21 protein-coding genes are annotated in these 26,284 nt (G+C 69.0%); 15 read left to right on the top strand and 6 right to left on the bottom strand.

From position 1 onward, the window contains the following. The first annotated feature begins 39 nt into the window (after window positions 1-39). The 5 genes from LPC04_RS10425 (at window position 40) to LPC04_RS10405 (ending at window position 4,054) form a co-directional block, all read left to right on the top strand. On the top strand, window positions 40-1,314 hold the full coding sequence (locus LPC04_RS10425) for a phospholipase D-like domain-containing protein (protein WP_275682153.1): 1,275 nt from the start codon (window positions 40-42) through the stop codon (window positions 1,312-1,314). Between the two features lie 103 nt (window positions 1,315-1,417). Beyond that, window positions 1,418-1,873, top strand: a complete 456-nt coding sequence (locus tag LPC04_RS10420; protein ID WP_275682152.1) for a ferritin-like domain-containing protein — start codon at window positions 1,418-1,420, stop codon at window positions 1,871-1,873. Window positions 1,874-1,957: 84 nt separating this feature from the next. Beyond that, on the top strand, window positions 1,958-2,848 hold the full coding sequence (locus LPC04_RS10415; RefSeq protein ID WP_275682151.1) for a YihY/virulence factor BrkB family protein: 891 nt from the start codon (window positions 1,958-1,960) through the stop codon (window positions 2,846-2,848). A 164-nt stretch (window positions 2,849-3,012) separates the two neighbouring features. Further along, on the top strand, window positions 3,013-3,321 hold the full coding sequence (locus LPC04_RS10410) for a hypothetical protein (protein WP_275682150.1): 309 nt from the start codon (window positions 3,013-3,015) through the stop codon (window positions 3,319-3,321). Window positions 3,322-3,346: 25 nt separating this feature from the next. Beyond that, window positions 3,347-4,054 carry a hypothetical protein gene (locus LPC04_RS10405; protein WP_275682149.1) on the top strand — a complete coding sequence of 236 codons (708 nt, stop codon included), beginning with the start codon at window positions 3,347-3,349 and terminating at the stop codon, window positions 4,052-4,054. 3 nt (window positions 4,055-4,057) lie between these two features. Here LPC04_RS10405 and LPC04_RS10400 read toward each other — a convergent pair whose 3' ends face one another. The 3 genes from LPC04_RS10400 to LPC04_RS10390 form a co-directional block, all read right to left on the bottom strand. Beyond that, window positions 4,058-4,546, bottom strand: coding sequence for a hemerythrin domain-containing protein (locus LPC04_RS10400; RefSeq protein WP_275682148.1), 489 nt, complete (start codon window positions 4,544-4,546; stop codon window positions 4,058-4,060). 7 nt (window positions 4,547-4,553) lie between these two features. Next, on the bottom strand, window positions 4,554-4,946 hold the full coding sequence (locus LPC04_RS10395) for a hypothetical protein (RefSeq protein ID WP_275682147.1): 393 nt from the start codon (window positions 4,944-4,946) through the stop codon (window positions 4,554-4,556). Between the two features lie 78 nt (window positions 4,947-5,024). Beyond that, window positions 5,025-6,617, bottom strand: a complete 1,593-nt coding sequence (locus tag LPC04_RS10390) for a tannase/feruloyl esterase family alpha/beta hydrolase (RefSeq protein WP_275682146.1) — start codon at window positions 6,615-6,617, stop codon at window positions 5,025-5,027. 243 nt (window positions 6,618-6,860) lie between these two features. Here LPC04_RS10390 and LPC04_RS10385 point away from each other — a divergent pair, with 243 nt between their 5' ends. The 10 genes from LPC04_RS10385 to LPC04_RS10340 all read left to right on the top strand — a co-directional run bounded on the left by LPC04_RS10385 (window position 6,861) and on the right by LPC04_RS10340 (window position 18,599). Continuing rightward, complete coding sequence (locus LPC04_RS10385; protein WP_275682145.1) at window positions 6,861-7,553, top strand: TetR/AcrR family transcriptional regulator; 693 nt, start codon at window positions 6,861-6,863, stop codon at window positions 7,551-7,553. A gap of 137 nt (window positions 7,554-7,690) precedes the next feature. Then, window positions 7,691-8,731, top strand: a complete 1,041-nt coding sequence (locus LPC04_RS10380; RefSeq protein WP_275682144.1) for a branched-chain amino acid ABC transporter permease — start codon at window positions 7,691-7,693, stop codon at window positions 8,729-8,731. Next, the gene (locus LPC04_RS10375) at window positions 8,731-10,506 is read left to right on the top strand and encodes a branched-chain amino acid ABC transporter ATP-binding protein/permease (RefSeq protein WP_275682143.1); all 1,776 of its coding nucleotides are present in this window, start codon (window positions 8,731-8,733) and stop codon (window positions 10,504-10,506) included. The genes LPC04_RS10380 and LPC04_RS10375 overlap by 1 nt, the downstream gene beginning before the upstream one ends. Window positions 10,507-10,508: 2 nt before the next feature. Next, a complete protein-coding gene (locus tag LPC04_RS10370) occupies window positions 10,509-11,237 on the top strand; it encodes an ABC transporter ATP-binding protein (RefSeq protein WP_275682142.1) in 729 nt (242 codons plus the stop codon). Between the two features lie 34 nt (window positions 11,238-11,271). After that, window positions 11,272-12,285, top strand: coding sequence for an AI-2E family transporter (locus LPC04_RS10365; protein WP_275682141.1), 1,014 nt, complete (start codon window positions 11,272-11,274; stop codon window positions 12,283-12,285). Window positions 12,286-12,444: 159 nt separating this feature from the next. Next, window positions 12,445-14,772 (top strand): FdhF/YdeP family oxidoreductase, encoded by a 2,328-nt coding sequence (locus LPC04_RS10360; protein WP_275682140.1) that lies wholly within the window; start codon window positions 12,445-12,447, stop codon window positions 14,770-14,772. 57 nt (window positions 14,773-14,829) lie between these two features. Next, window positions 14,830-15,111: a hypothetical protein gene (locus LPC04_RS10355; RefSeq protein ID WP_275682139.1), complete on the top strand. Its 282-nt coding sequence runs from the start codon at window positions 14,830-14,832 to the stop codon at window positions 15,109-15,111. Window positions 15,112-15,344: 233 nt separating this feature from the next. Beyond that, complete coding sequence (locus tag LPC04_RS10350) at window positions 15,345-16,559, top strand: hypothetical protein (RefSeq protein ID WP_275682138.1); 1,215 nt, start codon at window positions 15,345-15,347, stop codon at window positions 16,557-16,559. 14 nt (window positions 16,560-16,573) lie between these two features. Continuing rightward, window positions 16,574-17,005: a type 2 periplasmic-binding domain-containing protein gene (locus LPC04_RS10345; RefSeq protein ID WP_275682137.1), complete on the top strand. Its 432-nt coding sequence runs from the start codon at window positions 16,574-16,576 to the stop codon at window positions 17,003-17,005. Between the two features lie 61 nt (window positions 17,006-17,066). Beyond that, window positions 17,067-18,599: a methyl-accepting chemotaxis protein gene (locus LPC04_RS10340; protein ID WP_275682136.1), complete on the top strand. Its 1,533-nt coding sequence runs from the start codon at window positions 17,067-17,069 to the stop codon at window positions 18,597-18,599. Window positions 18,600-18,664: 65 nt separating this feature from the next. Here the strand turns inward: LPC04_RS10340 and LPC04_RS10335 are convergent, their stop codons facing one another. The 3 genes from LPC04_RS10335 to LPC04_RS10325 form a co-directional block, all read right to left on the bottom strand. Beyond that, entirely contained in the window at window positions 18,665-20,458 is a 1,794-nt protein-coding gene (locus tag LPC04_RS10335; RefSeq protein ID WP_275682135.1) for a hypothetical protein, read from the bottom strand. A gap of 87 nt (window positions 20,459-20,545) precedes the next feature. After that, window positions 20,546-24,940 carry an nSTAND1 domain-containing NTPase gene (locus tag LPC04_RS10330; protein WP_275682134.1) on the bottom strand — a complete coding sequence of 1,465 codons (4,395 nt, stop codon included), beginning with the start codon at window positions 24,938-24,940 and terminating at the stop codon, window positions 20,546-20,548. Next, complete coding sequence (locus tag LPC04_RS10325) at window positions 24,937-26,280, bottom strand: TIR domain-containing protein (protein WP_275682133.1); 1,344 nt, start codon at window positions 26,278-26,280, stop codon at window positions 24,937-24,939. The genes LPC04_RS10330 and LPC04_RS10325 overlap by 4 nt, the downstream gene beginning before the upstream one ends. Window positions 26,281-26,284: the final 4 nt, after the last annotated feature.

Raw genomic sequence — 26,284 nt, 5'->3', positions numbered from 1 at the left:
GCGTCTCCTCGCGCAGCCGAACCCGGGAAGGAAACGCCGATGTCCGCGCCCGTCTCGCTCCGGTTGTCCCCGCCGGCCAAGCTCGTTCCCGCCAAGGTGGCACCGTTGACGGCCGTGCACGCCAGCCATGCGCACGCGCTCGTCGCGGGCCTCGGCGAGCCGCTGGTCACCGGCAACCGCGTCGACCTGCTGCAGGACGGCCCCGACACCTACGCCGCGATGTTCGAGGCCATCGCCAACGCGCGCGACCACGTCAACCTCGAGAGCTACATCCTCGAGGCCGACGGCCCCGGCGAGGAATTCGCGCGGCGGCTCATCGACAAGGCCAGGGCCGGCGTGCGCGTCAACGTCATCTACGACAGCCTCGGCTCGCTCGCCACGCCCGCCAGCTTCTTCGACGAGTTGCGCGCCAACGGCGTCAACGTGTGCGAATACAGCCCCGTGCGAAAGCTGGGCAACCTGCTCAGCCGGGCGCTGCACCTGCGCGACCATCGCAAGATGATGGTGGTGGACGGGCGCATCGGCTTCATCGGCGGCGTCAACATCAGCTCGGTGTATTCGGCGGGCTCGTCGCCGCTGGCCGCGATGGGCGGCTCGGGCCCCGCCGACGGGGCCGCCGACAAGCCGGGCTGGCGCGACACCCACGTGCGCGTCGAAGGCCCGATCGTGGCGCAGCTGCAGCGGCTGTTCATGCGGCACTGGAGCCGGCACTCGGAGATCGCGCTGCGCGGCACGCACTACTTCCCGCCGCTCGCGCCCGTCGGCAGCCAACGCGTCGCGCTCGCCGCCTGCGATGCCGGGCGGCGGCGCAATCCGTTCTATCGCGCGCTGCTGTCGGCGCTGGACGCCTCGCAGCACCGCATCTTCCTCACGACGGCCTACCTGGTGCCGACGCGCCGCCTGATGCGCTCGCTGCTGCGCGCCGCGCGGCGTGGCGTCGACGTGCACCTGCTGCTGCCCGGCGTCAGCGACTTCTGGGCGCCCCTGCAGGCCGGCCGCTCGCACTACACGCGGCTGCTGCGCGCGGGCATCCACCTGCACGAACTGCACGACACCTTGCTGCACGCCAAGACCTGCGTCATCGACGGCATGTGGACGACGGTCGGCTCCAGCAACCTCGACTGGCGCAGCTTCCTGCACAACGCCGAGGCCAACCTCATCGCCCTCGACGCCGGGCTCGCGCAGGAGATGGAACGTGTCTTCATGGCGGACGTCGCGCGCTCCAAGGAGATCGTACCGGCCGAATGGAAGAAGCGCGGCTGGCGCCAGCGCGTCGTCGAGACCATCGCGCGGCGCTTCGAGTTCTTCCTCTGAGCCACGGACCAGCAGGACTTCCCGATCGCCCGCGTCGCCGCGCGACGGGCACACGATCTGCCGTCCAAGCCTTACTTCACTGCCACTCTGAAAGGCCTCCATCATGGACAACCAAGACACCATCGACGTCCTCAACACCCTCATCGAGACCTGCAACGACGGCGAGCGCGGCTTTCGTAACGTGGCCGAGCACGTGCACTCCGCGGACCTGAAGACGCTGTTCGCCACCCGTGCGAGCGAGTGCCACCAGGCCTGCGCCGACCTGCGCGCGCAGGTGCTGCAGCTGGGCGGCGATCCGGAGACCGGCGGCAGCGCCAGCGGCGCGCTGCATCGCGGCTGGGTCTCGCTGCTGGGCACGCTCTCGGGCTACAGCGACAAGTCGCTGCTCGAAGCCTGCGAGAAGGGCGAGGACTCCGCGATGGAACGCTATCGCGACGCGCTCGACCAGGCGCTGCCCGACAACGTCCGCATGCTGATCGAGCGCCAGTACGAGGGCGTCAAGCGCAACCACGCGCAGGTGCGCTCGCTGCGCGACCAGGCGCGCGCGACGGCGTCCTGATCGCCGTGCATCCGTGACGGGCTTCGCCCCGTCCGCCTGCGCCCGCCTCGTGCGGGCGCTGTCGTTTTGGAGATTCAAACCTTGATGAAGCCCGCCACCGCCTGGTCGCTCGCGCGCGAGACGCTCGCGTCCTGGAGCAACGACTACGCCTCCAGCATGGGCGCCGCCCTCGCCTACTACACGATGTTCTCGATCGCGCCGCTGCTGCTGATCGTGATCTCGGTGGCGGGCCTGTTCTTCGGCGAGCAGGCCGCGCGCGGCGAGATCCTCGACCAGCTCGAGGGCCTGATGGGCGTCGACGGCGCCCGCGCGGTGCAGAGCCTGCTCGCGAGCGTCAACCATCCGAAGGCCGGCATCCTCGCGACGCTGTTCGGCATCGGCGCGCTCGTCATCGGCGCGACGACGGTGATCGGCGAGTTGCAGAACTCGCTGGACCGCATCTGGCGCGCGCCGCAGCGCGACACCCACACCAGCGTCTTCAAGTGGTTCCGCTCGCGGATGATGTCTCTCGGCATGATCATGGGCATCGGCTTCCTGCTGATGGTCTCGCTCGTGGCCAGCGCGCTGCTGGCGACGGTGCAGCGCTGGTTCGGCAGCGTGCTGGATCTCGGCGCGGCCGCGTCGGCGGTCGATTTCGTCACCAGCTTCGGCTTCGTCACGGTGGCCTTCGCGATGATCTACAAGCTGATGCCGCGCGTGCGCATCGAGTGGCGCGACGTCTGGATCGGCGCCGTCGTGACCTCGCTGCTGTTCACGGTCGGCAAGATGGCGATCGGCCTGTATATCGGCCGCAGCGCGGTGGCGTCGACCTTCGGCGCGGCGGCGTCGCTGGTGGCGATGGTCGTGTGGGTCTACTGGTCGGCGCAGATTTTCCTGCTGGGCGCCGAGTTCACCTGGGTCTACGCGCGCCGCTGCGGATCGCTGCGCGACCGGGGCGCGGCCATGCCCGCACCGGTATCGCCGGCGCCAGGCTGAGGCGCGCGACATCTGTCAGTCCGCAAGCCGTGTAACGGGGTGTCGCCAGGCGCGCCCGCAAGCACCGCCGCGGCCGCCAGATTTCCCGTTCCGACCGGGAAAAACGCACATTTGCGCCCGGTGTTCCGCGGAACGGGGCCCATGGCCGATGTCATGCTTCAGTCATGGACTCGAAACAGCTCTTCATCGAACACCTCGCCGGCGAACTGCAGGCCATGGAGGTGGGTCGCGTGCCCATGAACGCGCTGCGCTACCGCGTGCACGCCAAGATGCTGCGCAAGGCGCTGCTGGGCGCGGCCACGCCGTCGCTGCTGGAGCGCCAGGGCGGCGCCCACCCGCAGGTCGTGCATGCGCTGTCCAACCGCTTCTTCGAGGAGACCGGCCACCTGCTGCAACCCAACGCGACGGGGCACAAGGCGCGTTCGCTGCTGGAGCGTACCCTGGCCAGTTGCCGTCAGGCGCGCCAGAAGTAGCCCAGGACTGTCTCGAGGAGCCGACGTGGCCGCCAGAATCGCTTCCGTCCTGGCGTTCTCCGCCCTGCTCCTCGCGTCGCACGCCGCCCCCGCGGCAGCCGACCTCACCGACACCGAACGCCGCTGGCTCGCCGGCGCCACGCCGCCCGTGGCCTGGGCGCTCAAGCAAGGCCTGCCGATCGACATCGTCGTGCTGCCGCAGGCCGAAGCCGGCGCCGCGCCCATCGCGATGGGCTACGACGAAGGCCGCTGCAAGCTGGTCTTCGCGATGCGCGGCAACCCCGCCGCCGAATCCACGCTCGCCGCCATCCCCCCGCCGCTGCTGCAGGCCACGCTCGAGGCGATGGCCGCGCACGAGATCGGCCACTGCCAACGCCACCGCAGCGGCGCGTTCAACAGCCTGCCCTCGGGCCTGGCCGACAAGCCAGACGCGATCGAGAACCGCCAGCCCACCGTCGAACTGCAGGCGATCGCGCGCGAGATGCGCATCACGCGACGCGAGGAGGCCTACGCCGACCTCGTCGGCCTGGCCTGGACGCACGCCCACCACGCCGACCAGTACGCCCAGGTGCTCGCCTGGTTCGACCAGGCGCGCTCGGACGAGACGCCGCGCGGCTTCCACGACACGCGGCACTGGCTCGCGCTCGCGCACGCCGCCGACGCGTTCACCGGGACGGCGGGCCCGTTCGACGAAGCCGACGCCATGTGGCAGCGCGGCCTGCTCGACGACTGACGTTCAGGGCAGCGGACGCGCCGCGTCCGTCTGCTCGTGCACCGTCTTGCGCGGCTTGCCGCGCGCCTGCATGCGCAGTTCCTGCGCCTCCATCTCACGGCCCAGCGCTTCCAGCCGCGCCGCGTCCATCTTCGCCCGCACTTCCGGAAATAGCTTGCGCTCCTCGTCGCGGTGGTGATGCTCGGCCTGCTCGCGCAGCACGTGCAGCTTGGGCTGGAAGGTCACGTCGTCGCCATGCAGCGCGAGAAGGTCCGACAGCAGGCGCTTCAGCGCGAGGTGCTCCTCGAGCGACTCCAGCAGCACGTCCTCGTTGGGCTTTTCGTGCACGGCCGGATAGAACACCAGCTCCTCCGCGGCGATGTGCAGGATCAGCGCATCGGCGATGTCGAGGAAGCGGCTGCGCTTGACGTCGGGGTTGTCGACGGCCAGCGCGGCGCGCAGCGCCTCCTCGATCTCGCGGTGCTGGCGCGTCAGGTACTCGGTGGCCTCCATGCCGGCCTCAGCGGCTGCTCGACACGAGCGACACCGTCACCGCGCGCGCGGCGTTCTCCTGCTGGTAGAGCGCGTTGGGCGGCGCGACATCGGGCGCGGCCTGCGCCGCGACCACGTCGCCGTTGAACAGCGCGATGCAGCGGCCGCGCTGGTCGGCGGGTTGGTCGGCCTCGCACTGCGCCTCGGCCACCGCGCGCGAGCGCTGCGTGGCGTGCTCCAGTTCGCTGTGGTCGACGTCCCTCTGCAGCACGATCACATACATCGCCAGCACGAACGCCGACAGCGCCAGCAGCGCCGCGCCCGTCCATTGCTCGCGCGTGAATTCGAGGCGCTGCTCCGCGGCGCGCGGCGCGAGCCGGCCGGATTGCCAGACGGTGACGGTTCCCTGTTGCGTGTCCATGATGTGGTGCTCCGTGGCGCGGCAGGAGGCCGCGCGATGCACCTTCATGGCAAGGCAGGCTCCCGCCCGTCCGTGCGGTCAGAGGCCCGGCCGGCACACGTAGTTCGCCGCCGCGTCGACGTCGCCCCGGCCGACGTAGTGCGCATAGGACGGGTACGGGCACAGCGGGCGCGTGAACGAGGCGCCGCTGACGTCCGCCGGGGCGGAGGCGCCGGCGCGCTTCCAGGCGACGGTGGGATTGCGGTACGACCCCGGCTCCTCGTTCTGCTCGACCCACTTCGCCGCCACGGCCACGAGATCCGTCGAGTCGGCGCCGTTGCCGCCGCCGCAATGGGCGACCGCCGGATCCATGTAGAGCCGGACGTTGTCGGAGGCCTCGCCCTCCGCGCGGGTCAGCGCCTTGAAGAAGTCGACGCTGACGTACGACGGCACGACGGGATCCTCCCAGCCGTGGAACAGGATCAGCTTCTTGCCGCGCTTCAGGTATCGCTCGATGCCGTAGAGATCGCCGGTCATGCCGTACACGCCGTCGAGCACCGCGGCGACGTCCGCGAACTGGCGCGGGATGTCGAACGTCGCCGGGTTGACCGGCGCCGGCGTGCGCATGGCCATCGCGAGGAAGCCGCTGCCCAGGCCGAACGACGACGCGCCGACCAGCGAGAGATCGGTCGCGCCCGACCAGGGCGCGCCGATCACGCGGCCGTCCAGCTTCAGCGGCGTGATGTAGCCCGTCACCTTGGCGAAGTCGGCATCGGACAGGCAGGCGCCGCTCGCGCCCGCGCTGCAGCGCATGCGCTCCGCCACCCTCTCGATGTTGCACGCCTGGATGTTGGCAACGATGCCGTCCTTGACGCCGTCCAGCCCGTCGCACGCGTTGACCACCGCCGCATGCAACGCGGCGCCCTGTGCCGGCGTGATCGAGCCGAGCTGCACGGTCTGGGCCCACTTCGAGGTCAGGCCCGCCATGTCGCTGCCGCCCACCGGATCGCGCGCCTGGCCCCAGACGCCGTCGCCGCCGATGATGGCGTCGAAGTAGTCCGGGAAGTTCGACGCCGCGACGGACGCGTTCTTGCCGCCGTTCGAGCAGCCCGAGAAATAGTTGTAGCGGGCCTCGTGGCCGTAGTACTGCAGCATCAGCGCGGTGGCCACCAGATGGGTGTCGAAGATCTTGCCCGAGGCGTAGCTCAAGGTCAGGCCGCGATCGACGGCGAAGCTGGCGCCGGGATACTGCGAGCCGCGATGGCCGCCGTTGTCCGCGGTCACGACGTAGCCGTTGGCGACCAGGTTGTCGCCCGCGGCCGCGAAGGCGCCACCGGCGGCCATCGCGGCGGCGTCCGGCACGTTGCCGTCGAAGCCGCCGCCACCCGATTGCAGGTAGCGGCTCTTCCAGTTGTCGGGAAGCACGACCTGGACGTCGTGCTGGGGCGCGACCGTGGCGCCGACCAGGCAGTAGTTGCCCGTCGCGGCCGTCACGTAGGTTGCGCTGGTGACCGTGGTGTTGGCGATGGGCGTGGCCTTCAGCGCCACGCACGTCGCCGCACCGGGCGCCGCCATCGCCTGCAGGATCGTCGACGACGCGAGGATGCTGGCGGCGGCGAGCGCCGTGCGGCTCGGGCCGGGCCGACGGCGGCGGGGCGAAGGATGGGTCGGGGTGGCCGTGAAGCTGTCCATTGCTTGTCTCCAGCGTGCGTTGATGTGCGGTTCGAGGACGCGGGGCTGCGCGCGCCTGCGTCCGGCCGATGCGCCGATCGTTTCGCTGCCGGAGAAATCCAGGCTCCCGACCGACCGGTCGGTTGGGATACTAAGTCGCGCGTCTTCGACGGTCTTCGGTGGAAACCCGCGCGCGGGATCCGCGTCGCATCGCTCACGCCCGTGCCTCGCCACCGTATAAGATCCCGCCATCAGATCGACGCAATGGCACGCAGCATCCAACCTTCCGTCCCTCCCCATGGCAAGGGCCAGCGCGAGGCCATCCTCGCCGAGGCCGCGGCGCTGTTCGCCCTGCGCGGCTACCACGGCACGTCGATGAGCGATCTCGCGGAGGCCTGCGGGCTGTCCAAGGCGACGCTGTATCACCACTACCGCGACAAGAGCGAGGTGCTGACGCATATCGCCGACGGGCATGTCAGCCGGCTGGTCGAGCTGTGCGACTCCGTCGAACGCGACCCCGCGGTGACGCCCGACGACCGCCTGCGCGTGCTGGTCGAACGGTTCCTGGCCGAATACGCCGAGGCGCAGAACTCCCACCGGGTGCTGACGGAAGACGTGCGCTTCCTGCCGTCGCCGGACCGCAACCGCATCCTCGACAAGGAACGCCACGTCGTCCAGTCGTTCGCCGATGCCGTCGCCGCGCTGCGGCCGGATCTCGCGAAGAAGAAGCTGACGAAGCCGCTGGCGATGCTCCTGTTCGGCATGTTGAACTGGATGTTCACGTGGCTCAGGCCGAACGGCGCGCTGACCCATGCCTCCGTCACGCCGCTGGTGCTGAATCTCTTCTTCGACGGCGTGCGCAACATGCCGGCGCCGATGCCCCACCCGCGGCTTGTCCGCGTCCCGCGTGCGGCGCCCGTCGCCGCCAAGCGTGCATCGCGGGCGAGGACGGCTTGAGACGCCCACGCCCGGGTCATCCCCAAGCCGGCGACGCGGCACGCCACCTATACTTCCTGCAATTCACGACCGACCGGTCGGTCGGGCATTGATCGGCGCCTCCACCCGGCGGAGCTTCCCAAGATGATGGAGGGTTGATGGATTCGACGATCGCCGCCGTGCTGCTGCTCGATGGCATCGGCAACGGCGCCGTGTATGCCTTGCTGGGCATGGCCATCGTGCTGGTGTTCGCCGTCACGCGCGTCATCCTGATCCCGCAAGGCGAGTTCGTCGCCTACAGCGCGTTGACGCTCGCGATGCTGCAGCTCGGGCGCGTGCCCGGCACGGTCTGGCTGGCGCTGCTGCTGGCCGCGCTGACCGTGCTGCGCGAGCTGTGGGACGGCGTGCGCACGAAGCGTGCGTGGCCGGCCACCGGCCTCGAGATCGCGCGGCTGTGCGCCCTGCCCGTCGCGGCGGCCGCGGTCACGTATGTCGCGAGCGGGCATCAGTGGCCGCTGGCCTTGCAGGGCGTGATCACGCTGGTCCTCGTCACGGCCCTCGGCCCGCTGGTCTATCGGCTCGCCTACCAGCCGCTGGCCGACGCCTCGGTGCTGCTGCTGCTGATCGTCTCGGTCGGCGTGCACTTCACGCTGGTCGGCCTGGGCCTCGTGTTCTTCGGCGCCGAGGGCTACCGCACGCCGCCGTTCTGGGACGCCAGCTTCGCCGTCGGCGCGGTGACGGTCTCGGGCCAGACCATCGTGACCGTGCTGACGTCCGCGCTGCTGATGGGCGCGCTGTACCTGTTCTTCGCGCGCACGCTCGCCGGCAAGGCGCTGCGCGCCACGGCCATCAACCGGCTCGGCGCGCGGCTGATGGGCGTGTCGACCGAGCACGCCGGCCGCAGCGCGTTCTCGATGGCGGCGTTCATCGGCGCGCTGTCCGGGCTGCTGATCGGCCCGACCACGACGATGATCTACGACGGCGGCTTCCTCATCGGCCTCAAAGGCTTCGTCGCCGCGATCTTCGGCGGCCTCGCGAGCTATCCGCTGGCCGTGGGCGGCGCGCTGCTCGTCGGCCTGCTGGACTCGTTCAGCTCGTTCTGGGCCAGCGCCTACAAGGACGTGATCGTGTTCACCGCGATCATCCCGATCCTGCTGCTGCGCTCGCTGACCGACCGCCAGCACGACGACGACGAGTGATGAAAACCTCTGCCTTCAAGATCGCCACCGCCGCCGGCGTCGCGCTGCTGTTCGCGCTGCCGCTGCTGCCCGTGCCCGAGTTCTGGATCACGCAGCTGGACTACATCGGCCTGTATGCGACGGTGGTGCTGGGCCTGGTGCTGCTGACCGGCGTGGCCGGGCTCACGTCGTTCGGGCAGGCCGCGTTCGTCGGCCTGGGCGCGTACGCGTCCGCGTACGTCACGACCGCGCTCGGCTGGTCGCCGTGGATCGGGCTCGCGTGCGGGATCGCGCTGACGCTGGTCGTCGCACTGGTCGTCGCAGGCGTCACGTTGCGCATGTCGGGCCACTACCTGCCGCTGGCCACCATCGCGTGGGGGCTGGCGATGTTCTTCCTGGTCGGCAACCTCGACTTCCTCGGCAAGTTCGACGGCCTGCAGGGCATCCCGCCGGTGGCCATCGGCAGCCTCGAGCTCCGCACCGGCCGCGCGTCGTACTTCCTGATCTGGATCGTCGCGCTGCTGGGCGCCGTGGCGCTGCGCCACCTGCTCGACTCGCGCCCCGGCCGGGCGATCCGCGCGTTGAAGGGCGGCACGCTGATGGCCGAGGCCATGGGCATCGCGACGCTGCGCTACAAGGTGCTGGCGTTCGTCATCGCGGCGATCTACGCGTCGCTCTCGGGCTGGCTGTTCGCGCATTACCAGCGCTCGGTCAACCCGTCGCCGTTCGGGCTGCAGATGGGCATCGAGTACCTGTTCATGGCGGTGCTGGGCGGTGTCGGGCTGGTCGGTGGTGCGTTCGTCGGCGCCGCGGCGGTCAAGGTCGCCGAGGACCAGTTGCAGAACTGGCTGCCGGCGCTGCTCAACACCAGCGGGCCGGTGGAGCTGGTGGTGTTCGGCATGGTGCTGATCCTGGTGCTGCAGGTGACGCCGCAGGGGCTGTGGTCGCTGGCCACCCGGCGCCTGCCGCAGCGGCGGCAGGATCCGTCGACCTGGGCCGATGCAGCGCCGCTGCCGAAGGCGACGCCGCCGGCGCGCGGCGAGACGGTGCTGTCGGTCGCGAAGGCGCGCAAGCAGTTCGGCGGCCTCGTCGCGGTCAACGACGTCGGCTTCGACGTGCGCGCCGGCGAGATCGTCGGCCTGATCGGGCCCAACGGCGCGGGCAAGTCGACGATGTTCAACCTCATCACGGGCGTGCTGCCTCTCACGAGCGGGCAAGTGGACTTCCGCGGCGCGCGCGTGAGCGGGCTCACTTCGCGCGCGATCGCGCGGCGTGGCATGTCGCGCACCTTCCAGCATGTGCGCATGATCGCCGACATGAGCGTGCTCGAGAACGTGGCTCTCGGCGCGCATCGGCGCGTCGGTGCCGGCGTGCTGCGCGCGATGCTGCGCCTCGACCGCCGCGACGAGCGTCGCCTGCTGGCCGAAGCCTGGAGGCAGCTCGATCGCATCGGCATGAGCGCGCTCGCCAACGAGCCCGCCGGCAATCTCGCGCTGGGCCAGCAGCGCCTGATGGAGATCGCGCGCGCGCTGTGCACCGATCCCGCGCTGCTGCTGCTGGACGAACCCGCCGCCGGCCTGCGCCTGAAGGAGAAGCAGGCCCTGGCCGAGGTGCTGTCGCAGCTGCGCGCCGAAGGCATGAGCCTGCTGCTGGTGGAGCACGACATGGACTTCGTGATGACGCTGACCGACCGCATCGTGGTCGTCGAGTTCGGCACCAAGCTGACCGAGGGCACGCCGGACGCCGTGCGCGAGGATCCCGCGGTGCGCGCGGCCTATCTCGGCGTGGAGCATTGATGATGACCACGCCACTCCTCGAAGTCGACGGCCTGCACGCAGGCTATGGCCGCGCCGAGGTGCTGTCCGGCGTCAGCCTCTCGGCGAAGTCCGGCAGCGTGGTCGCCGTCGTCGGGCCCAACGGCGCCGGCAAGAGCACGCTGCTCAACGCCTTGATGGGCGTCCTGCCGTCGCGCGGCGAGCTGCGCTTCGATGGCGAGACGATCCAGCGGCTGTCGCTCGAGCAACGCGTGCAGCGCGGCATCGCGCTGGTGCCCGAGACGCGCGCCCTCTTCGCGACGATGCCCGTCGTCGACAACCTCGTGCTGGGCGGCTATCGCCAGCGCCGCACGCCGCGCGCCGAGCAGGCCGCGCGGCTGGACGAGATCTACCAGCTGTTCCCGCGCCTGCACGAACGCCAGGCGCAGGCGGCGGGCACGCTGTCGGGCGGCGAACGCCAGATGCTGGCGATCGGCCGCGCGCTGATGGGCCGGCCGCGCCTGCTGATGCTCGACGAGCCCAGCCTCGGACTGGCCCCGCTGGTCGTCAAGGAGATCTTCCGCATCATCGAGCGACTGCGCGAGAGCGGCGCCACCATCCTGCTGATCGAGCAGAATGCGCGGGCCGCGATGGCGGTGGCCGACCATGCCTACGTGCTCGAGACCGGCGCGATCGCGCTGTCCGGTCCGGCTTCGGAACTTGCCGCGGACCCGCGCGTCATAGAAACCTACCTCGGCAAGGCCAAGGCTTGATCCCGCGGCCCGCCGCCCCCAACTGACAACAACAATGAGCCCCTCGACCCGCGAGCAGACCATCCGCCTGTCGTCCTACCTCCTGGCGGCTGTCGCGCTGGTCGGCGTGCTGGAGCTGCACCTGCTGGTGCCGCTGCTGGTGGGCCTGCTGGTGTACCAGCTCGTGGTGTCGATCACGCCGTTGGCGCAGCGCTGGTTCAACACCAAGCTCGCCAAGATGCTGGTGGTGATCCTGTTCGCCTCCGTCGTCATCGCCGCGATCGCGGGCGCGGTGTTCGGCCTGGTCTCGTTCTTCCGCAGCGACATCGAGAACCTGCCCCACCTGCTCGCCAAGGTGTCGGACATCCTCGATCGCGTGCGCGCCGGCATCCCGCCGTTCATGGCCGCCTACCTGCCCGACGACATCGCCGACCTGCAGCAGAAGGCGCTCGACTGGCTGCGCGCCCACGTGGCGGAGCTGCAGATGATGGGGGCGCACACGCTGGTCACCGTCGCCGAGACGATCATCGCCATCGTCATCGGCGTCGTGCTGTCGCTGCGCGAAGTCGATCCGCACGCCACGCCGGGCCCGCTGGCCCGTGCGCTGACGGCGCGCGCCGAACACTTCGCGCACGCGTTCCGGAACGTCGCGCTGTCGCAGCTCTCGATCTCGCTGCTCAACACCAGCTTCACCGCGATCTACCTCGTCATCGGGCTGCACCTGTTCGGCGTCCACCTGCCGCTGACCAAGACGATGATCGCGATCACCTTCATCGTCGGCCTGCTGCCCATCGTCGGCAACCTGACGTCCAACACCATCGTCGTGATCGTCAGCCTGGCCCACTCGCCGGCCGTGGCCGTCGCGTCGCTGGTGTTCCTGATCGTGATCCACAAGCTCGAGTACTTCCTGGGCGCGCGCATCGTCGGCACGCGCATCAAGTCGCAGATCTGGGAGCTGCTCATCGCGATGATGGTGATGGAGGCGCTGTTCGGCATCCCGGGCCTGGTCGCCGCGCCGATCTACTACGCCTACCTCAAGAGCGAGCTGCTGGACGCCAAGCTGATCTGACCGCTCGCGGCGGGCGCGGGAGCGCCTGCCCGACGGCGGGCAATCGCTTCAACTGGGGAGTTGTTGCGGTGCACCACATATTTTCGGGAATCGCGGAGTCGGGCACACTCGGGTCATTGAGGGTTTTCCCGCCCTCTTCGACTTGAAAGTTTCGAGCCGGTGAGCGAAAAGAAGATCGAGTTCTACAAGGGTCCGGCCGGTGGCTGGGCCGCGCTGAAAAGCGTCAGCAAGGCCCTGCTGGCCCAGGACATCGCCGTGAAGGGCGCCAAGACGCTGCTGTCGGCCAACCAGCCCGACGGCTTCGACTGCCCCGGCTGCGCCTGGCCCGACCGCAACCATGCGTCGACCTTCGAGTTCTGCGAGAACGGCGCCAAGGCCGTCGCGGCCGAGGCCACGGCGCGCCGCGTCACGCGCGAGTTCTTCGCCCAGCACACGGTCACCGAGCTGGCCGGCAAGAGCGATTTCTTTCTCGAGGACCAGGGCCGCCTGACCGAGCCGATGGTCTACGACCGCGCCAGCGACAAGTACCTGCCCATCGAGTGGGACACGGCGTTCGAGATGATCGCGGGCCACCTCAACGCCCTGCCCGACCCGAACCAGGCGATGTTCTACACCTCGGGCCGCGCCAGCAACGAAGCCGCGTTCCTGTACCAGCTGTTCGTGCGCGAGTTCGGCACCAACAACTTCCCCGACTGCTCCAACATGTGCCACGAGCCGAGCGGCTCGGCGATGCGGCCGCAGATCGGCGTCGGCAAGGGCACCGTCACGCTGGACGACTTCGAGCAGGCCGACGCGATCTTCATCTTCGGCCAGAACCCGGGCACCAACCACCCACGCATGCTGGGCGAGCTGCGCGCGGCCGCGAAGCGCGGCGCACGCATCGTCAGCTTCAATCCGCTGCGCGAGCGCGGGCTGGAGCGCTTCGCCGACCCGCAGGCCAAGCTCGAGATGGCCACGCTGGGCTCGACGCAGATCAGCTCGCACTACTTCCAGCTGCGCGTCGGCGGCGACTTCGCGCTCGTCAAGGGCATGATGAAGCACGTCGTCGAGCAGGAGGACGCGCGCGGCGGCGTCCTCGACCACGCCTTCATCGCGGAGCACACCGTGGGCATCGAGGCGCTGCTGGAAGACCTGCGTGGCGAATCGTGGCCGCTGCTGGAGCAGGAGTCCGGGCTGTCCGAGGCGCAGATGCGCGCGGCCGGCGACGTCTACCTGGGCGCCGAGCGCGTCATCGCCTGCTGGGGCATGGGCATCACGCAGCACGCGCACTCGGTGGCGACGATCCAGATGATAGCCAACCTGCTGATGCTGCGCGGGAACATCGGCCGGCCGGGCGCCGGCGCGTGCCCCGTGCGCGGCCACAGCAACGTGCAGGGCGACCGCACGATGGGCATCTGGGAGAAGCCGCCCGCGGCGCTGCTCGATCGCCTGCGCGACGTGTTCGGCTTCGAGCCGCCGCGCACGCCGGGCGTCGACGTCGTCGAGTCCATCAAGCTGATGCTCTCGGGCCGCGGCAAGGTCTTCATCGCACTCGGCGGCAACTTCGCCGCGGCCACGCCCGACACCTACGAGACCTGGAAGGGCCTGCGCAACTGCGACCTGACGGTGCACGTGACGACCAAGCTGAACCGCAGCCACATCGTCCACGGCCGCAACGCGCTGATCCTGCCCTGCCTGGGACGCACCGAGATCGACGTGCAGGCCGCCGGCCCGCAAGGCGTGACGGTGGAGGATTCGATGAGCATGGTGCACATCTCGTCGGGCATCAACCCGCCGGCGTCCGAGCACCTGCTGTCGGAGCCGGCGATCGTCGCGCGCCTGGCCGCCGCGACGCTGGGCAAGCGCAGCAAGACGCCCTGGCTGTGGCTGATCGAGGACTACGACCGCATCCGCGACAAGATCGAGGCCGTCTTCGACGACTTCTTCGACTTCAACGAGCGCATCAAGGTGCCCGGCGGCTTCCGGCTGCGCAACACCGCCAGCGAACGCGTGTGGGCCACCGAGCCCGGCAAGGCCGTCTTCTGCACGCACGCCGTGCCGCTGGACACGCCCGCGCACCGCGCCCGCGCGCGCCAGCTGGACAAGGTCGTCTTCACGCTGCTGACGACGCGCTCGCACGACCAGTACAACACGACGATCTACGGCCAGGACGACCGCTACCGCGGCGTGTTCGGCCAGCGCCGCGTGGTCTTCATCAACGCGGCCGACATCAAGCACCTGGGCCTGCGCGACGGCCAGTGGGTGGACATCCACACGGTCTGGAGCGACGGCGTCGAGCGCCGCGCCGACCGCTTCAAGCTGGTGGCCTACGACATCCCGCGCGGCAACCTGGCGGCGTACTACCCGGAGACGAATCCGCTGGTGCCGCTGTCGGCGACGGCCATCGAGGCCGGCACGCCGACGTCGAAGTCGATTCCCGTCATACTCACGCCACACGAGGCCACGGGATCCGCCCAGCAGGCCGACACGACGTTCGCGGGCGCCTGACCGCAGCGGGCCGCCCGGCTCGCTCCCCGGGCGCCACGCGGGCGCACGAGGGGACGCATGGACGACGAGAACCTTCCCGCGCTGGACGAGCTGTCCATCGCCATCCTGCGCGAACTGGCCGCGGCACCGGGCGAAGCGGGCATGTCCCTTCCGCGCCTCGGAAAGCACCTGGGCCAGGGCGCGAGCGTGCTGATGCGCTCGCTGGCGGCGATGAGCCACGCCCGGATCGGCGGCGTCGAGGGCCCGGGATGGGTCCGCGTCACGCAGGTCGAGGAACGCTGGAACGCCGCGCTCACCGGAACCGGACGAGCGTTCTGCGAGCGCTACCTGGGTCGCTGAGTTTTCGGCGGCGGCACTGCTGTCCAACGCTGTCAGTCGAATAAGTCACCGTACGAGACGAGTCAAGACTGCCCGGCAGCGTTTTATCAGGCCTTCCGACTCAAGTCGGGGCGGCAAGCTCCGAAAGAGGCCTGTCACGGTCCGGTCACATCCGGTCCGTGCCGCCCTCTCGCGCGCCCCGGACATCCATTCGACAAGGGTGGGCGCGCCGATCAAAACGAACCGGACCTCCGATGAAGCTCACCCCCCTCCTCAGCGCCGCACTCGCCGGCGCCTGCGGCCTTGCCTCGAACGCCGCCCATGCCGACGCCACCTCCTGGGATCCGTCCTGGGCCTTCTCGGGCTTCGGCACCGTGGGCTATGTCGAGACCAATACCGACGCCGGCCTCTACAGCGGCCCCGGCCAGGCAGGCGGCGCCAGCAAGGAAGGCACGCTCGGCGTCGATTCCAAGCTCGGCGCCCAGGTGAACGCGAAGGCCAACAACGTCTTCTCCGCGACCGTGCAGGCGATCTCGCAGCGCAACGGCGACGGCAACTTCAAGCCCGCGATCGAGTGGGCGTTCGTCAAGGCCCAGGTCACGCCGGGCCTGAGCCTGCGCGCCGGCCGCATCGGCGCGCCGCTGTTCGCGGTCTCCGACTTCCGCAGCATCGGCTACTCCAACCTGTGGCTGCGCACGCCGATCGACGTCTACGGCCAGGTGCCCTTCAGCCACTTCGACGGCGGCGACGCGATCTACCAGGACACCGTGGGCTCGACCACCCTGACGGCGCAGCTGTTCGGCGGCAAGTCCGACAGCGTCGCCGACGGCCTGCCCGTGCACGTCAAGAAGGAAGTCGGCCTGAACGTCACGGCCGAATTCGACAATGGCATCACGCTGCGCGTGGGCCGCGTCCAGGGCAAGCTGACCGTGGACAGCGCCTCCGTCAACGGCCTGCTGGCCATCCTGCGCACGACGCCGTTCGCCGGCGTCGCCGACCAGATGGACGCCGACGACAAGGACGCCTCGTTCACCGGCGTGGGCGCCGCCTACGACCAGGGCAACTGGATCGCCAACGCCGAGTTCACGAAGCGCAAGACGTCCTCGTATGTCTCGAGCACCACCGGCTGGGAGGCCACCCTTGGCTACCGCGTGGGCAAGTTCACGCCGTATGCGACGGTGTCGCAGCTCAAGCTCGATAGCACCAACGTCAACAACGACATCCCGACGTCCGTGCCGGCGCTCGCGCCGCTGGCCGCTGCCGTCGACACCGTGCTGTTCCGCCAGAACCTCGCCCAGAAGACCGACTCCATCGGCATGCGCTGGGATGCGTGGAAGAACATCGACGTCAAGGCGCAGTTCGACCGCATCAAGCCGACCCAGAACGGCACGGGCCTGTTCAACCGCGTCAACACGACGCTGCCCAGCTCCGTGAACGTCTACAGCGTCGCTGTCGACTTCGTGTTCTGAGACGGAGAGCGCACATGAACAAGTTCAACGCCATCCGTCTCGCCGCCGCCGTCGTCCTGTGCGCCGGCTCCGTGGGCGCGTTCGCCCAGGTCGCCGTCGTCGTCGGGCCGAAGAGCCCGGTCGCCTCGCTGACGGCCGACCAGGTCAGCGCGATCTTCCTGGGCAAGAGCAGCACGTTCCCGTCCGGCGGCACCGCCGCCCCCACCGACCTGCCCGACTCGGCGCCGGCGCACGACCTGTTCTACACCAAGGTCACCGGCAAGAACTCGGCGCAGGTCAAGGCCGCCTGGTCGCGCCTGGTGTTCTCCGGCAAGGCGACGCCGCCGAAGGAACTCGCCACCGCGGCCGACGTGAAGAAGTTCGTCGCGTCCAACCCGGACGCGATCGGCTACATCGAGAAGTCCGCGGTCGACGCGTCCGTGAAGGTCGTCTTCAGCGCCGACTGACGATGACGCCCGCCCGGCCTCGCGCCGGGCGCGGCGGCTGTGGAAGAACCTGGAGAGTGTCATGAGTGTGAAGAACAGAATCTGGATGCTGCCGCTGCTGGCGATCCTCATCTTCGTGGTCGGTATCGCCACGGTGCTCGCCTTCTCGGCGGGCACGTCGAAGTCCATCACCGGGCTGGGTGCGGTCGACTATCCGTATCTCGACGCCACGACGCAGTTCGCGTCGCAGCTCGAGGCGCTGGGCACGACGATCCAGGGCGCGGTCGCCGAAGGCGACAAGAAGCGCCTGGACGAGGCCACCGACAAGGCCGCCGCGATGCGCAAGACGATCGCAGGCATCAAGGCCATCCCGGGCAAGGCCGACGTCGGCGAGAACCTGGGCAAGCTGTTCGAGACCTACTTCACCGCGTCGAGCGACTGTGCGCAGATGTTCCTGGGCACCAGGACCGGCGACCAGGGCGCGGCCGTCGCGGCGATGCAGGGCGCGCAGAAGGCGCTCGAGGCCAGCCTGAAGTCCATGCGCGACAGCGCCCGCTCGAGCTTCGACGCCGGCCTCGCCGGCGCCAAGGGCGGCGTCTCCAACAGCCTGTATGCGACGCTCGCCAGCGCGCTGCTGGTCGTCGTCGGGCTGGGCATCGGCTCGTACTTCGTCATCGGCAGCGTCTGGCGCCAGCTGGGCGGCGAGCCCGAATATGCGCGCGACGTGATGCGCCGCATCGCCGCCGGCGACCTGTCGCAGGACATCAAGGTGCAGCCGGGCGCGGGCAACAGCCTGCTGGCGGCGGTGCGCGACATGTCCGGCGGCCTCGCGTCCATCGTCGGCGAGGTGCGCAGCGGCTCGAGCCGCATGCGCTCGGCGGCGCAGGAGATCGCGTCTGGCAACCAGGACCTGTCGGAACGCACCGAGATGCAGGCCGCGTCGCTCGAACGCACGACGGCCCGCATGCACCAGCTGACCGAGACGGTGCAGTCGAACGCGTCCAACGCCCACCAGGCCAGCGACCTCGCGTCGTCGGCCTCGACGGTGGCCTCGCGCGGCGGCGAGGTCGTGGCGCAGGTCGTCTCGACGATGGAGCAGATCAACCAGAGCAGCAAGAAGATCTCCGACATCATCGGCGTGATCGACGGCATCGCGTTCCAGACCAACATCCTCGCGCTGAACGCCGCCGTCGAGGCGGCGCGCGCGGGCGAGCAAGGCCGCGGCTTCGCAGTCGTGGCCGGCGAGGTGCGCAACCTGGCGCAGCGCTCGGCGGAAGCCGCGCGCGAGATCAAGACGCTGATCGGCGCCTCGGTCGACCGCGTCGAATCGGGCTCCAAGCTCGTGCGCGACGCCGGCTCCACGATGACCGAGATCGTCGAGTCGGTTGCCCGCGTGACGACGATCATCAACGAGATCACCACCGCCGCCGCGGAGCAGAGCCGCGGCATCAGCGAGGTCAACGGCGACGTGTCGCAGCTCGACGAGATGACGCAGCGCAACGCGGCACTGGTCGAACAGGCGGCCGCCGCCGCCGCGAGCATGGAGCAGCAGTCCGAAGGCCTGGAGTCGGCCGTGGCGACGTTCAAGCTCGAGGGCGACCGGCAGGTCGCCTGACTTTCGCGTCCTCGACGACGAACGGGCCCGCGGGCCCGTTTTTTCGTTGGCAGGTTCGTGCGGCCTCAACCGGCAGTGGGGGCCTCCGGCTCGCGCTCGCGGTGCATCATCACCCAGTCGCCGTTCTCGCTCAGGGCCTCGGTACCGAGTTCCACGAGAAGACGTTGCGCGGCGTCGAGGTCCTTGGCGTCCAGGGCCTCCTTCAGGCGCTGGCGCGCGCGATCGAACAAGGCCGCCATCCACTGATATCGCTTGGCCTGCGGCACGAAGGCCATCTGCTTCGAATAGCCGCTCAGGGCGGCGGCGATCGTCGGGGCGAGCACCATCAGGACGATGAGCTTGTTCCGCAGGTGCTCGAAGAGCTCCTTCAGCTGCATCGCCAGCGCGACGCCCGCCAGCAACAGGCCCGCCACCAGCAGGCTGTCTTCCAGCTTCTCCCGCAACTCGGTCTTCCCATGATTGCTGTTCGTCGCGTCCGAGAAGAACTTGTGCTCTCGCACCACCCAGCGCGGCAGCGTCCAGCGCTCGATCGTCTCCAGCAGCCGGCCGGGATCCTCGTCGGCAGGGACGCACCGTGCCTCCCACTGCTGCAGGAGCACCTGCGTGCGCAAGGCTTCGCGCAGCCATTCGAGTTCCGTGCGCTGCTTGCGCAAATAGCGGTCGGAGACGTCGTCGGCAACGCCCGCCAGGCACCAGAACAACTGCACGCGCAGGCCCTCGGCGAGCGCGCGGTAGTCGAGGTGCTTGTTGTGGAAGTCGAAGTGCTTGGCCACCCAGAAGATGAGCCAGGCGAGCGCCATCGCGCCCAGGTAGAGACTGAGCATCAAGGCGTGCGCGAAGAAGTGCTCGTACACGGCGACGAACGCGACGGCGAGGACGACGATGCTGAACAAGGCACGATTGACCCAGCGCCGCCGGGCATAGAACAGGATCGCCAGTCGGTCGGCGGTCACGTACTGCCGCAGGATGAGGCGCCCGGCCGGCCCCGAGGGCAAGGAGTCCTCGCTCGGCGCGGGATCGTCGGCATGCAGCCGCAGACGCGAGGGATGGCGGCGCGCGAGGGCCCGGGCCTGGCGGTTGTAGGTGTCCAGCCGTCGCAGCCCGGTCGCGATCGGCGTCGACGCGAGCCGGGCGCCTAAGATGGGCTCGCTGTCGTCGCTGCCCGACTCGGTCGGCATGAGCATGCGGATCGATGCCGGCTTGCCCACCGCCGGCGGCGAGGCCTGGCGCGAACACACGATGTGGATCAAGGGCCCGGCATCGTTCACGTCCAGCAGGTTGGCGGACGATCGCGGCGGCAGCCCATCGAGTCGGTAGCGGACGACATGGGCCGTGCCGCCGACCGGCTCCACCTCCGGCGTGTGTCCGTCCCACAGCGCGAGCAGGACGTGGCTGTTGCGGACGATGTAGGCCCCGGCCTGCGCGTACTGGGCGTCGCGCGCCGGCCCTTGCTGGCTGATGCTGGCGCCGTTGTTGCCCGCGACCAGCGGCAGCGCGAAACGCGGATTCGCGCGCTTCAGCAGCGCTTCGAACTTGTCGGAAGTGTCCGGGCCCGGCACGGCGTCGGCATCGTGCCGGAAGTCCTTCTCGTACTCCGGGATCTCCATTGGCAGCGGCGCCACCAGCCGGATGCCCATGTCGAGCGCGACGCCGGCCACGAGCTGATCGGCGCCCTCTGCAAGCGACGACAGCAGGATCAGCGGCGTGTCGGGGCAGAGTTGCCGCAGTTGCATGAGGCAATCGCGCACCGCCGCCTTGAGCGGCTCGATCTCGGTCTCCACGAGATCGCGGTGTCCGGTGACACCGATGATCATGGGCAGCCGGTCGATTGCCGGACTCTCGGCAGCGGGCTCGTTCATGTGCATTCCAACGTGGGATCTGCGTGCGGGACGGATTGATGCAAGGGGCCGCAGGCGGACCGTATGTACGGGGCGGACACGATCGATCTATCGCGGCGTCGGCGCACCGAGCAGCGCCTGCTGGTCGCGGATGTAGGCCGTGACGCCGGCGTCCTTCGACAGGGCCTCGGCCCGGGACAAGGCCGCGCGTGCCTCCTCCTTGCGGCCCAGGCGCCGGAAGGCATCTCCGAGGTGCGCCTGCATCTCGGCCTCCTCGGGTTGGCTCGCCACGGCCGACTGGAGAGTCGCGAGGCCTGTCTCGGTGTCGCCTGTCAGCACCTCTGCCCAGCCCAGGCTGTCCCGGATGTACGCATTGTCCGGTGCAAGCCTGGCGGCACGCTGCAGTTGCGCGAGAGCGATCGGCAAGTTCTTGTCCTCCGTGACCCAGGTGTAGGCCAACGCGTTCAGCAACTCCGCATTGTCCGGGTCGATCGACAAGGCAGCTGCATAGTCCGCCTCCGCCAACGCCAGTTCGCCGAGCTTGTCGTGGACGATTCCCCGATATCGCAGCAGCAAGGCCAGCGTCTCGGGCTTGACATCCTTCTGCATGGACAAGGTCGCATCGAGGACGGCGCGCGCCGCGCGCGGATTGCCGCTCGCATAGACCATTGACGCGATGCTGGCCAGTTGGGGCGAGAAGTCGCTTGCCTGGTCGTCCCCGATCAGCTTGGAGATGGCATCCGCGACGACAGCCGGCTTCGCCTCGGTATTCTTGTCCTTGCTCCAGGCTCCCAGAACGTATCCGGCGGCCTGGTCCAACTTGTCGTTGACGATCGACTTGTGGACGTCGTACGCCAGCCGCGAGACGTCCGAAACCGCATAGTTCGTCAGCTCGGTGTAGCCCATCTTGCTGTCGCTGGCCAACTTTGGAATCGAAGCGATGGCGGACTTGGTGGTTTCGGCAAATCGATAGCCCTCGATGTATTCGTACTCGTAGAAGAACCGCGCGACGAAGTCGTCCTTGTCGTCGCGAGGATTCTCGATATAGACGGTCACGCGCATCGGCGTGTTGTCGCCGTTCCAGCGCGCCGTCGCCGTCACCGAGAAGCTGTCTCGACCCCAAGCCCGGCTTGCGAGCAGCGTGTCATAGGTCTTCGCCTTGGCCAGGTCACGCTCGACGGGGCCCGAGCCGGTGCGATACCAGTCCGCCAACTGCTTGACGCACGCCTGGTCGAACAGGCGTGCGCCGGACTCCGCCGCGGCGATGGCTTCGTCCGGCCGGGTCAAGCCAGCGAGCACCTTGGCCAACGAATGATCGATGCGCCCGAGCTTGTCGGCGACCAGCCACGCTTTGGGAAAGGTCTGCAGGAAATCGATGCTCTGTCTCTGCGAATAGCGCAGGCGCCTGAGTTGCTCCTCCGGGCGCTTCGACGCAGGAATCTCCTCGGGCAGCGCCTGCATCGCCCAATACCATGCACGGCGAGCATTGGCGGCATCTTGTTCATCAGCCGGGTGCGCCAGCACGGCCTTGGCCTTTGCGACCACTTCCTTGACGTAGCCCACCGCCTCGTCGTATCGATCGTCCTTGCGTACGGCATCGAACTTGAAGAGCGCCCTGGCCAGATCGGCCTTGTCCACGATCTCGCAGTCGCGGCACCAGCCCGCCTTTTGCTTCGCGGTCATTTCGCCCAGCAGGGCCACGTGATCCCGCTCGACCTCGACGATCTGCCCCAAGAGTTCGGGGTCGGTATCCCATGCCAAGCCGTTGAGAGCGATCTGCTGGTTTGCCAGCGCATTGGCCGCAGCATCCGAAAGATGTGCGTAGCTGCGCCACTCGTCATCGGAGAACGCCAGTTCGTGCGCCGTGTGATACCACGGCAGCGCCGAGCGCCTGTCGTTCTCGTCGATATACGTCATGCCGATATCGTCCAGGCGGTCGACCAGTTCGGCCCGCAGCTTCGGCCGTTCGCGGATGTCCTGATCCGAAAGATCGAGCAGCTTCTCCGAATGCTGGAAATAGCTCCTGGCCAGCGCATAGTCCTTGTTCTCCCTGGCAGAGAAGCCCAGATTCGCCAGGGCCCGCGACTCGCCATAGAGCATCGGAATCGTCTTGTCGGAGGGTGCGATCCGCTCGAGCAGATCGAGGGCCAGTTTCGTCTCCTCGACGCTCTGCCGCTTCTTGCCGAGCTTGTAGTCGAAATACCCCAGCACCACGTGGCAGCGACTTTCGTAGAGCGAACGCTCCGGCGTCTTCGCGACACCGGGCCGACGCAGCAGCTCGATGCAGCGCGAAGCCTCCGGAACGCCCTCGGCCGCGTCGTCCCGGTCCACATAGCGCGAGATGTCGTAGTGGGCCCGGGCCTGCTCGAACAAGCTCCTTCCGGCAGCATCGGCGGGCAGCGCGTCGGCGATCCGGACCATTTGCAGCGCCTTGTCGCGCGCCAGGCCAAGGTCATCCAGGGCATCGACGTCGTAGAACTCGCTGATGAGGCTGCCGATCTCGAGTTGTTCCAGCGTCTCGTCGGGATTGAGCTTCCCGGAATCGCCACCCGACAGCAGCAGGGACTCGGCCTTCTGCGCGAGCTTCAGGCCCTCGTCGAAACGGCCCCGATCCAGCATCACGCGCGCGCCGACAGCCATGAATCGCACGCGCGTCAGGCGCAGGAGGCGCCTGTTTTCCACCTGGGGCTCGAGGCCGTCGAGGTACAGCTGGCCCGCTTCGAGTTGCTCGGACACCTGGGCTCGCGGGATGCCCGGCGTCACGAGCAGCTTCTTGGCCATGCCGACCACGAAGCGGTCGGCCGTCGCGATGATCTGGTCGTTGGACGCCTGCGCCTGATGCTTTGAACTCACCAGATTGTCGTAGACGTCGTGCAGCGTCTTGTACGTTTCAGCCTGCTTCGCGTTGGAGCGATCCAGCTGCAGCTTTTCCCAATAGGCGTTGCCCGCGACCGCCACGCAGATCGCGGCAAGCACCGCATAGGCGGCCGTGCGCCGCTTCAAGGCACGCCGCTCGCGCTCGAGGCGGCTGCGCTCCGCGCGCGTGCGCTGCTCCTCCGCGTCGCGGCTCTTGCGGATGAAGTCCTGAATCTCCGCGTAGCGGCCACCGTGTGCGTCCGCCCACGCCGGCGTCGGCTGCTCGCGTTCCCACCAGGCCAGCGCGGTCGCGAGATCCAGGCCGCTGAGCAGCTCCGCATGACCCGCGGCGTGCTCGGCCTGGTCGAACAGCAGGCGCTCCCACAACGACCGGCCGGCCACCTCGGTCTCGAACCAGCCGGACAGGCTGCCCCATTGCCGGATGAGGCTCTCGTGGCTGACATCGACGATGGTGCCGTCGTCGAGCGGATGGCCTTCGGGCGGGCGCAGGAAATTGCAGTCGCGCGCACGGAACGCATTCACCACCTCGCGAACCAGCGCCGGATCGGCGCCGGTGACGATGCACAGGTCGCCGAAGCGCATCGGCCGGCGCACCGCGTCGGCCAGCGTCGAGCCCGCGACGAGGGCACGGAAGATGCGTGGCGTGGCCGCCTTCGCCGCATCGCCCAGGCGTTCCGTCACCTCGTTGGCGTGCTGCTCCACGGCGCCCTGCAACTGGCCGATGTCCTCGTAGTCCTTGAGCGTGAGCGTGGGACGTCCGCCACCCGCGCGACGCCAGGCGATCTGCCAGAGGCGGCTCAGCGTGTGCTGCATCAGCGGCAGCTGGTCGGCCTGGCGCGCGAGGCGCTGCAGCTGCGACGAGGCGCGATCGGCCTCCCACGGTGCGAACGCCGCCAGCTCGTTCAGCAACCGGTTGACCAGGCCGGGTTCGATGTCGAAGCCCATCACGCCGGCGGGTCCCTCGATCGCTTCCCGGCACTCTTCGCGGGTCATGCGCCGCGTCAGGTAGAGCGACGCATTGATGCGCTCGGCCAGCCCGGGGATCAGCGCGCAGGCGCCCAGGTATTCGGATCGCATCGTGATGACGACATGGATGCGGGGATGGGCCTTCACGCTTTCCAGCAGCAGCGCGACGAAGGCCTCGGCCTCCTCGCGGCCCGCGTAGTCGCCGTAGCGGAACAGCTCCTCGAACTGGTCGACCAGGATCAGCAGGTTCTGGCCTTCGATCAGGTTGCCGTCTTCCACCCACTCGATGATGGCGCGCGGGCCTCGCCGCAGGAAGGTGCACAGCGACTCGAGGGCGAACGCGTCATCGGCGGCCCCCGGCCGCAGCGCGAGCAACGCGACGGCGAGATGGCGGATCGCATCGCCGCCGGGATGGCAGTCCGCCACGCACCAGACCGAGCCCGCCTTCCGGTACAGGCCGAGTTCGAGGCCGTCGAGAAGCCCGGTGCGCACCAGCGAGGACTTGCCGCTGCCCGACGTCCCGAGCACGGCGAGGAAATGCGTCGCCGAGAGGATGTCGATCATCTCGTTGACGCAGCCCTCGCGGCCGAAGAACAGGTCGGTCTCGTCGCGTTCGTAAGCCCGCAGGCCCGGATAGGGCAGTCTGGGCGGCGCGCTCATCCCTCGAGCTCCGCGATCAGGGACTTCACCGGATCCATCGACCAATCCGGCGGGAAGCTGATCCAGCGCAGGTCGGGCATCGTCATCCCGACGTCCGCGTTCTTGCCCTCCGGCGGCCCGACGAAGATCGCGACGATCGTGGCATGCGAGCCTGACCTGAGCTTGCTGAAGAGCCGGATCTGGCTACGCACCCACGCTGCCGGCGCCGTGCCGTAGAGGATGACGAGCACGTCGCAGTCCTTGATGTTCTCCGTCAGGTCCTGCTGCAGCTGCTCCGCCGTGCCGGCATACAGCGGCAGGATCGTCGGCATGCTGCGCTTGCTGAACTCCTGCTGGACGATCCGGGCGACGTCGTAGTCGGATTCCGCGGCGTTGATGAAGACCAGCGAGGCCTGCTTCGAGTCGCGCACCTTTTCCTGCGGATGCGTCTCGAGCCGGCGCCGCACCTCGGCCTTGAAGCTTTCGAGGCCGCAGGCGATGACGCGCGCGTCGGTGAGCAGCGCGCACTGGCGCGTGTCGGCCACCTTCTCGAGATCGAGTTCCGGATGGCGCCACAGGACGATGTTCCTGCCGGCGGCCTTGGCCGCCTCGAGCTGCGCCGCGCCGTAGCCTTCGGGAACGTCGGACGGATAGCGTCCGGCCCGTGGCCCGAGCAGATGCACGTAGAGGTCGGACTGCGCGACGTCATGGCCGATCGCGGCCCGGAATGCGTCGCCCCCGCCCGGCAGTTCGCCGCCGGGCAGGGTCAGGAATCCGAACTGCTCCAGATAACGCTGCACCTGCATGCGCTCCTCTTCGAGATCGTCCGTCGTCTGTGCCAGGTAGACGATGCCCTTGGCACGCCGTGCCGCGGAGCCCGAGACGGCCTCGGCGATCTCGCGGATCGCCGGGCGCGTTCCCTCGGCGACGTTGATCGCGAGCAGCTGCTGCTTGATCTGTTCGGCGAGGTCGTGGACCCGGTTGCGAAACACGTCCCCGTACGGCGACAGCGGCATGGCGTTGCGCGAGAACCCGCCCTGCTCCCAGAACTTGAGGCGCTTGTGGCCCTGCAGCGGTTCCGGCAGCGTCACGCCGCTGTCCAGCGGCAGGTAGTCGACCGCGAACAGGCGGCGGGTGTCGGCGGCGTTCTTGACGAAGGCCGCCAGCTCGCGCTGGGTCCAGTCCCGTTGCGCGTAGGCCGGCGAGGCGATGGCGAGAAACAGCGCCGACCGGTTGACCGCACCGAGAAGCTCGTCGATCTGCTGATTGCCGCGCAGGTCGCGCAGATCGAAGTAGATGTTCAGCTTGCCACGTCCGCCAAGCCGGCTCGTGAACACGGCATTGAGGTGCTGGACGAACATCGAT

It is taken from the genome of Scleromatobacter humisilvae, assembly GCF_023231945.1.
GTDB classification, from domain to species: domain Bacteria; phylum Pseudomonadota; class Gammaproteobacteria; order Burkholderiales; family Burkholderiaceae_C; genus Scleromatobacter; species Scleromatobacter humisilvae.
The sequence above is the reverse complement of the archived record's forward strand: the minus strand, read 5'-3'. Positions and strand labels throughout refer to the sequence as shown.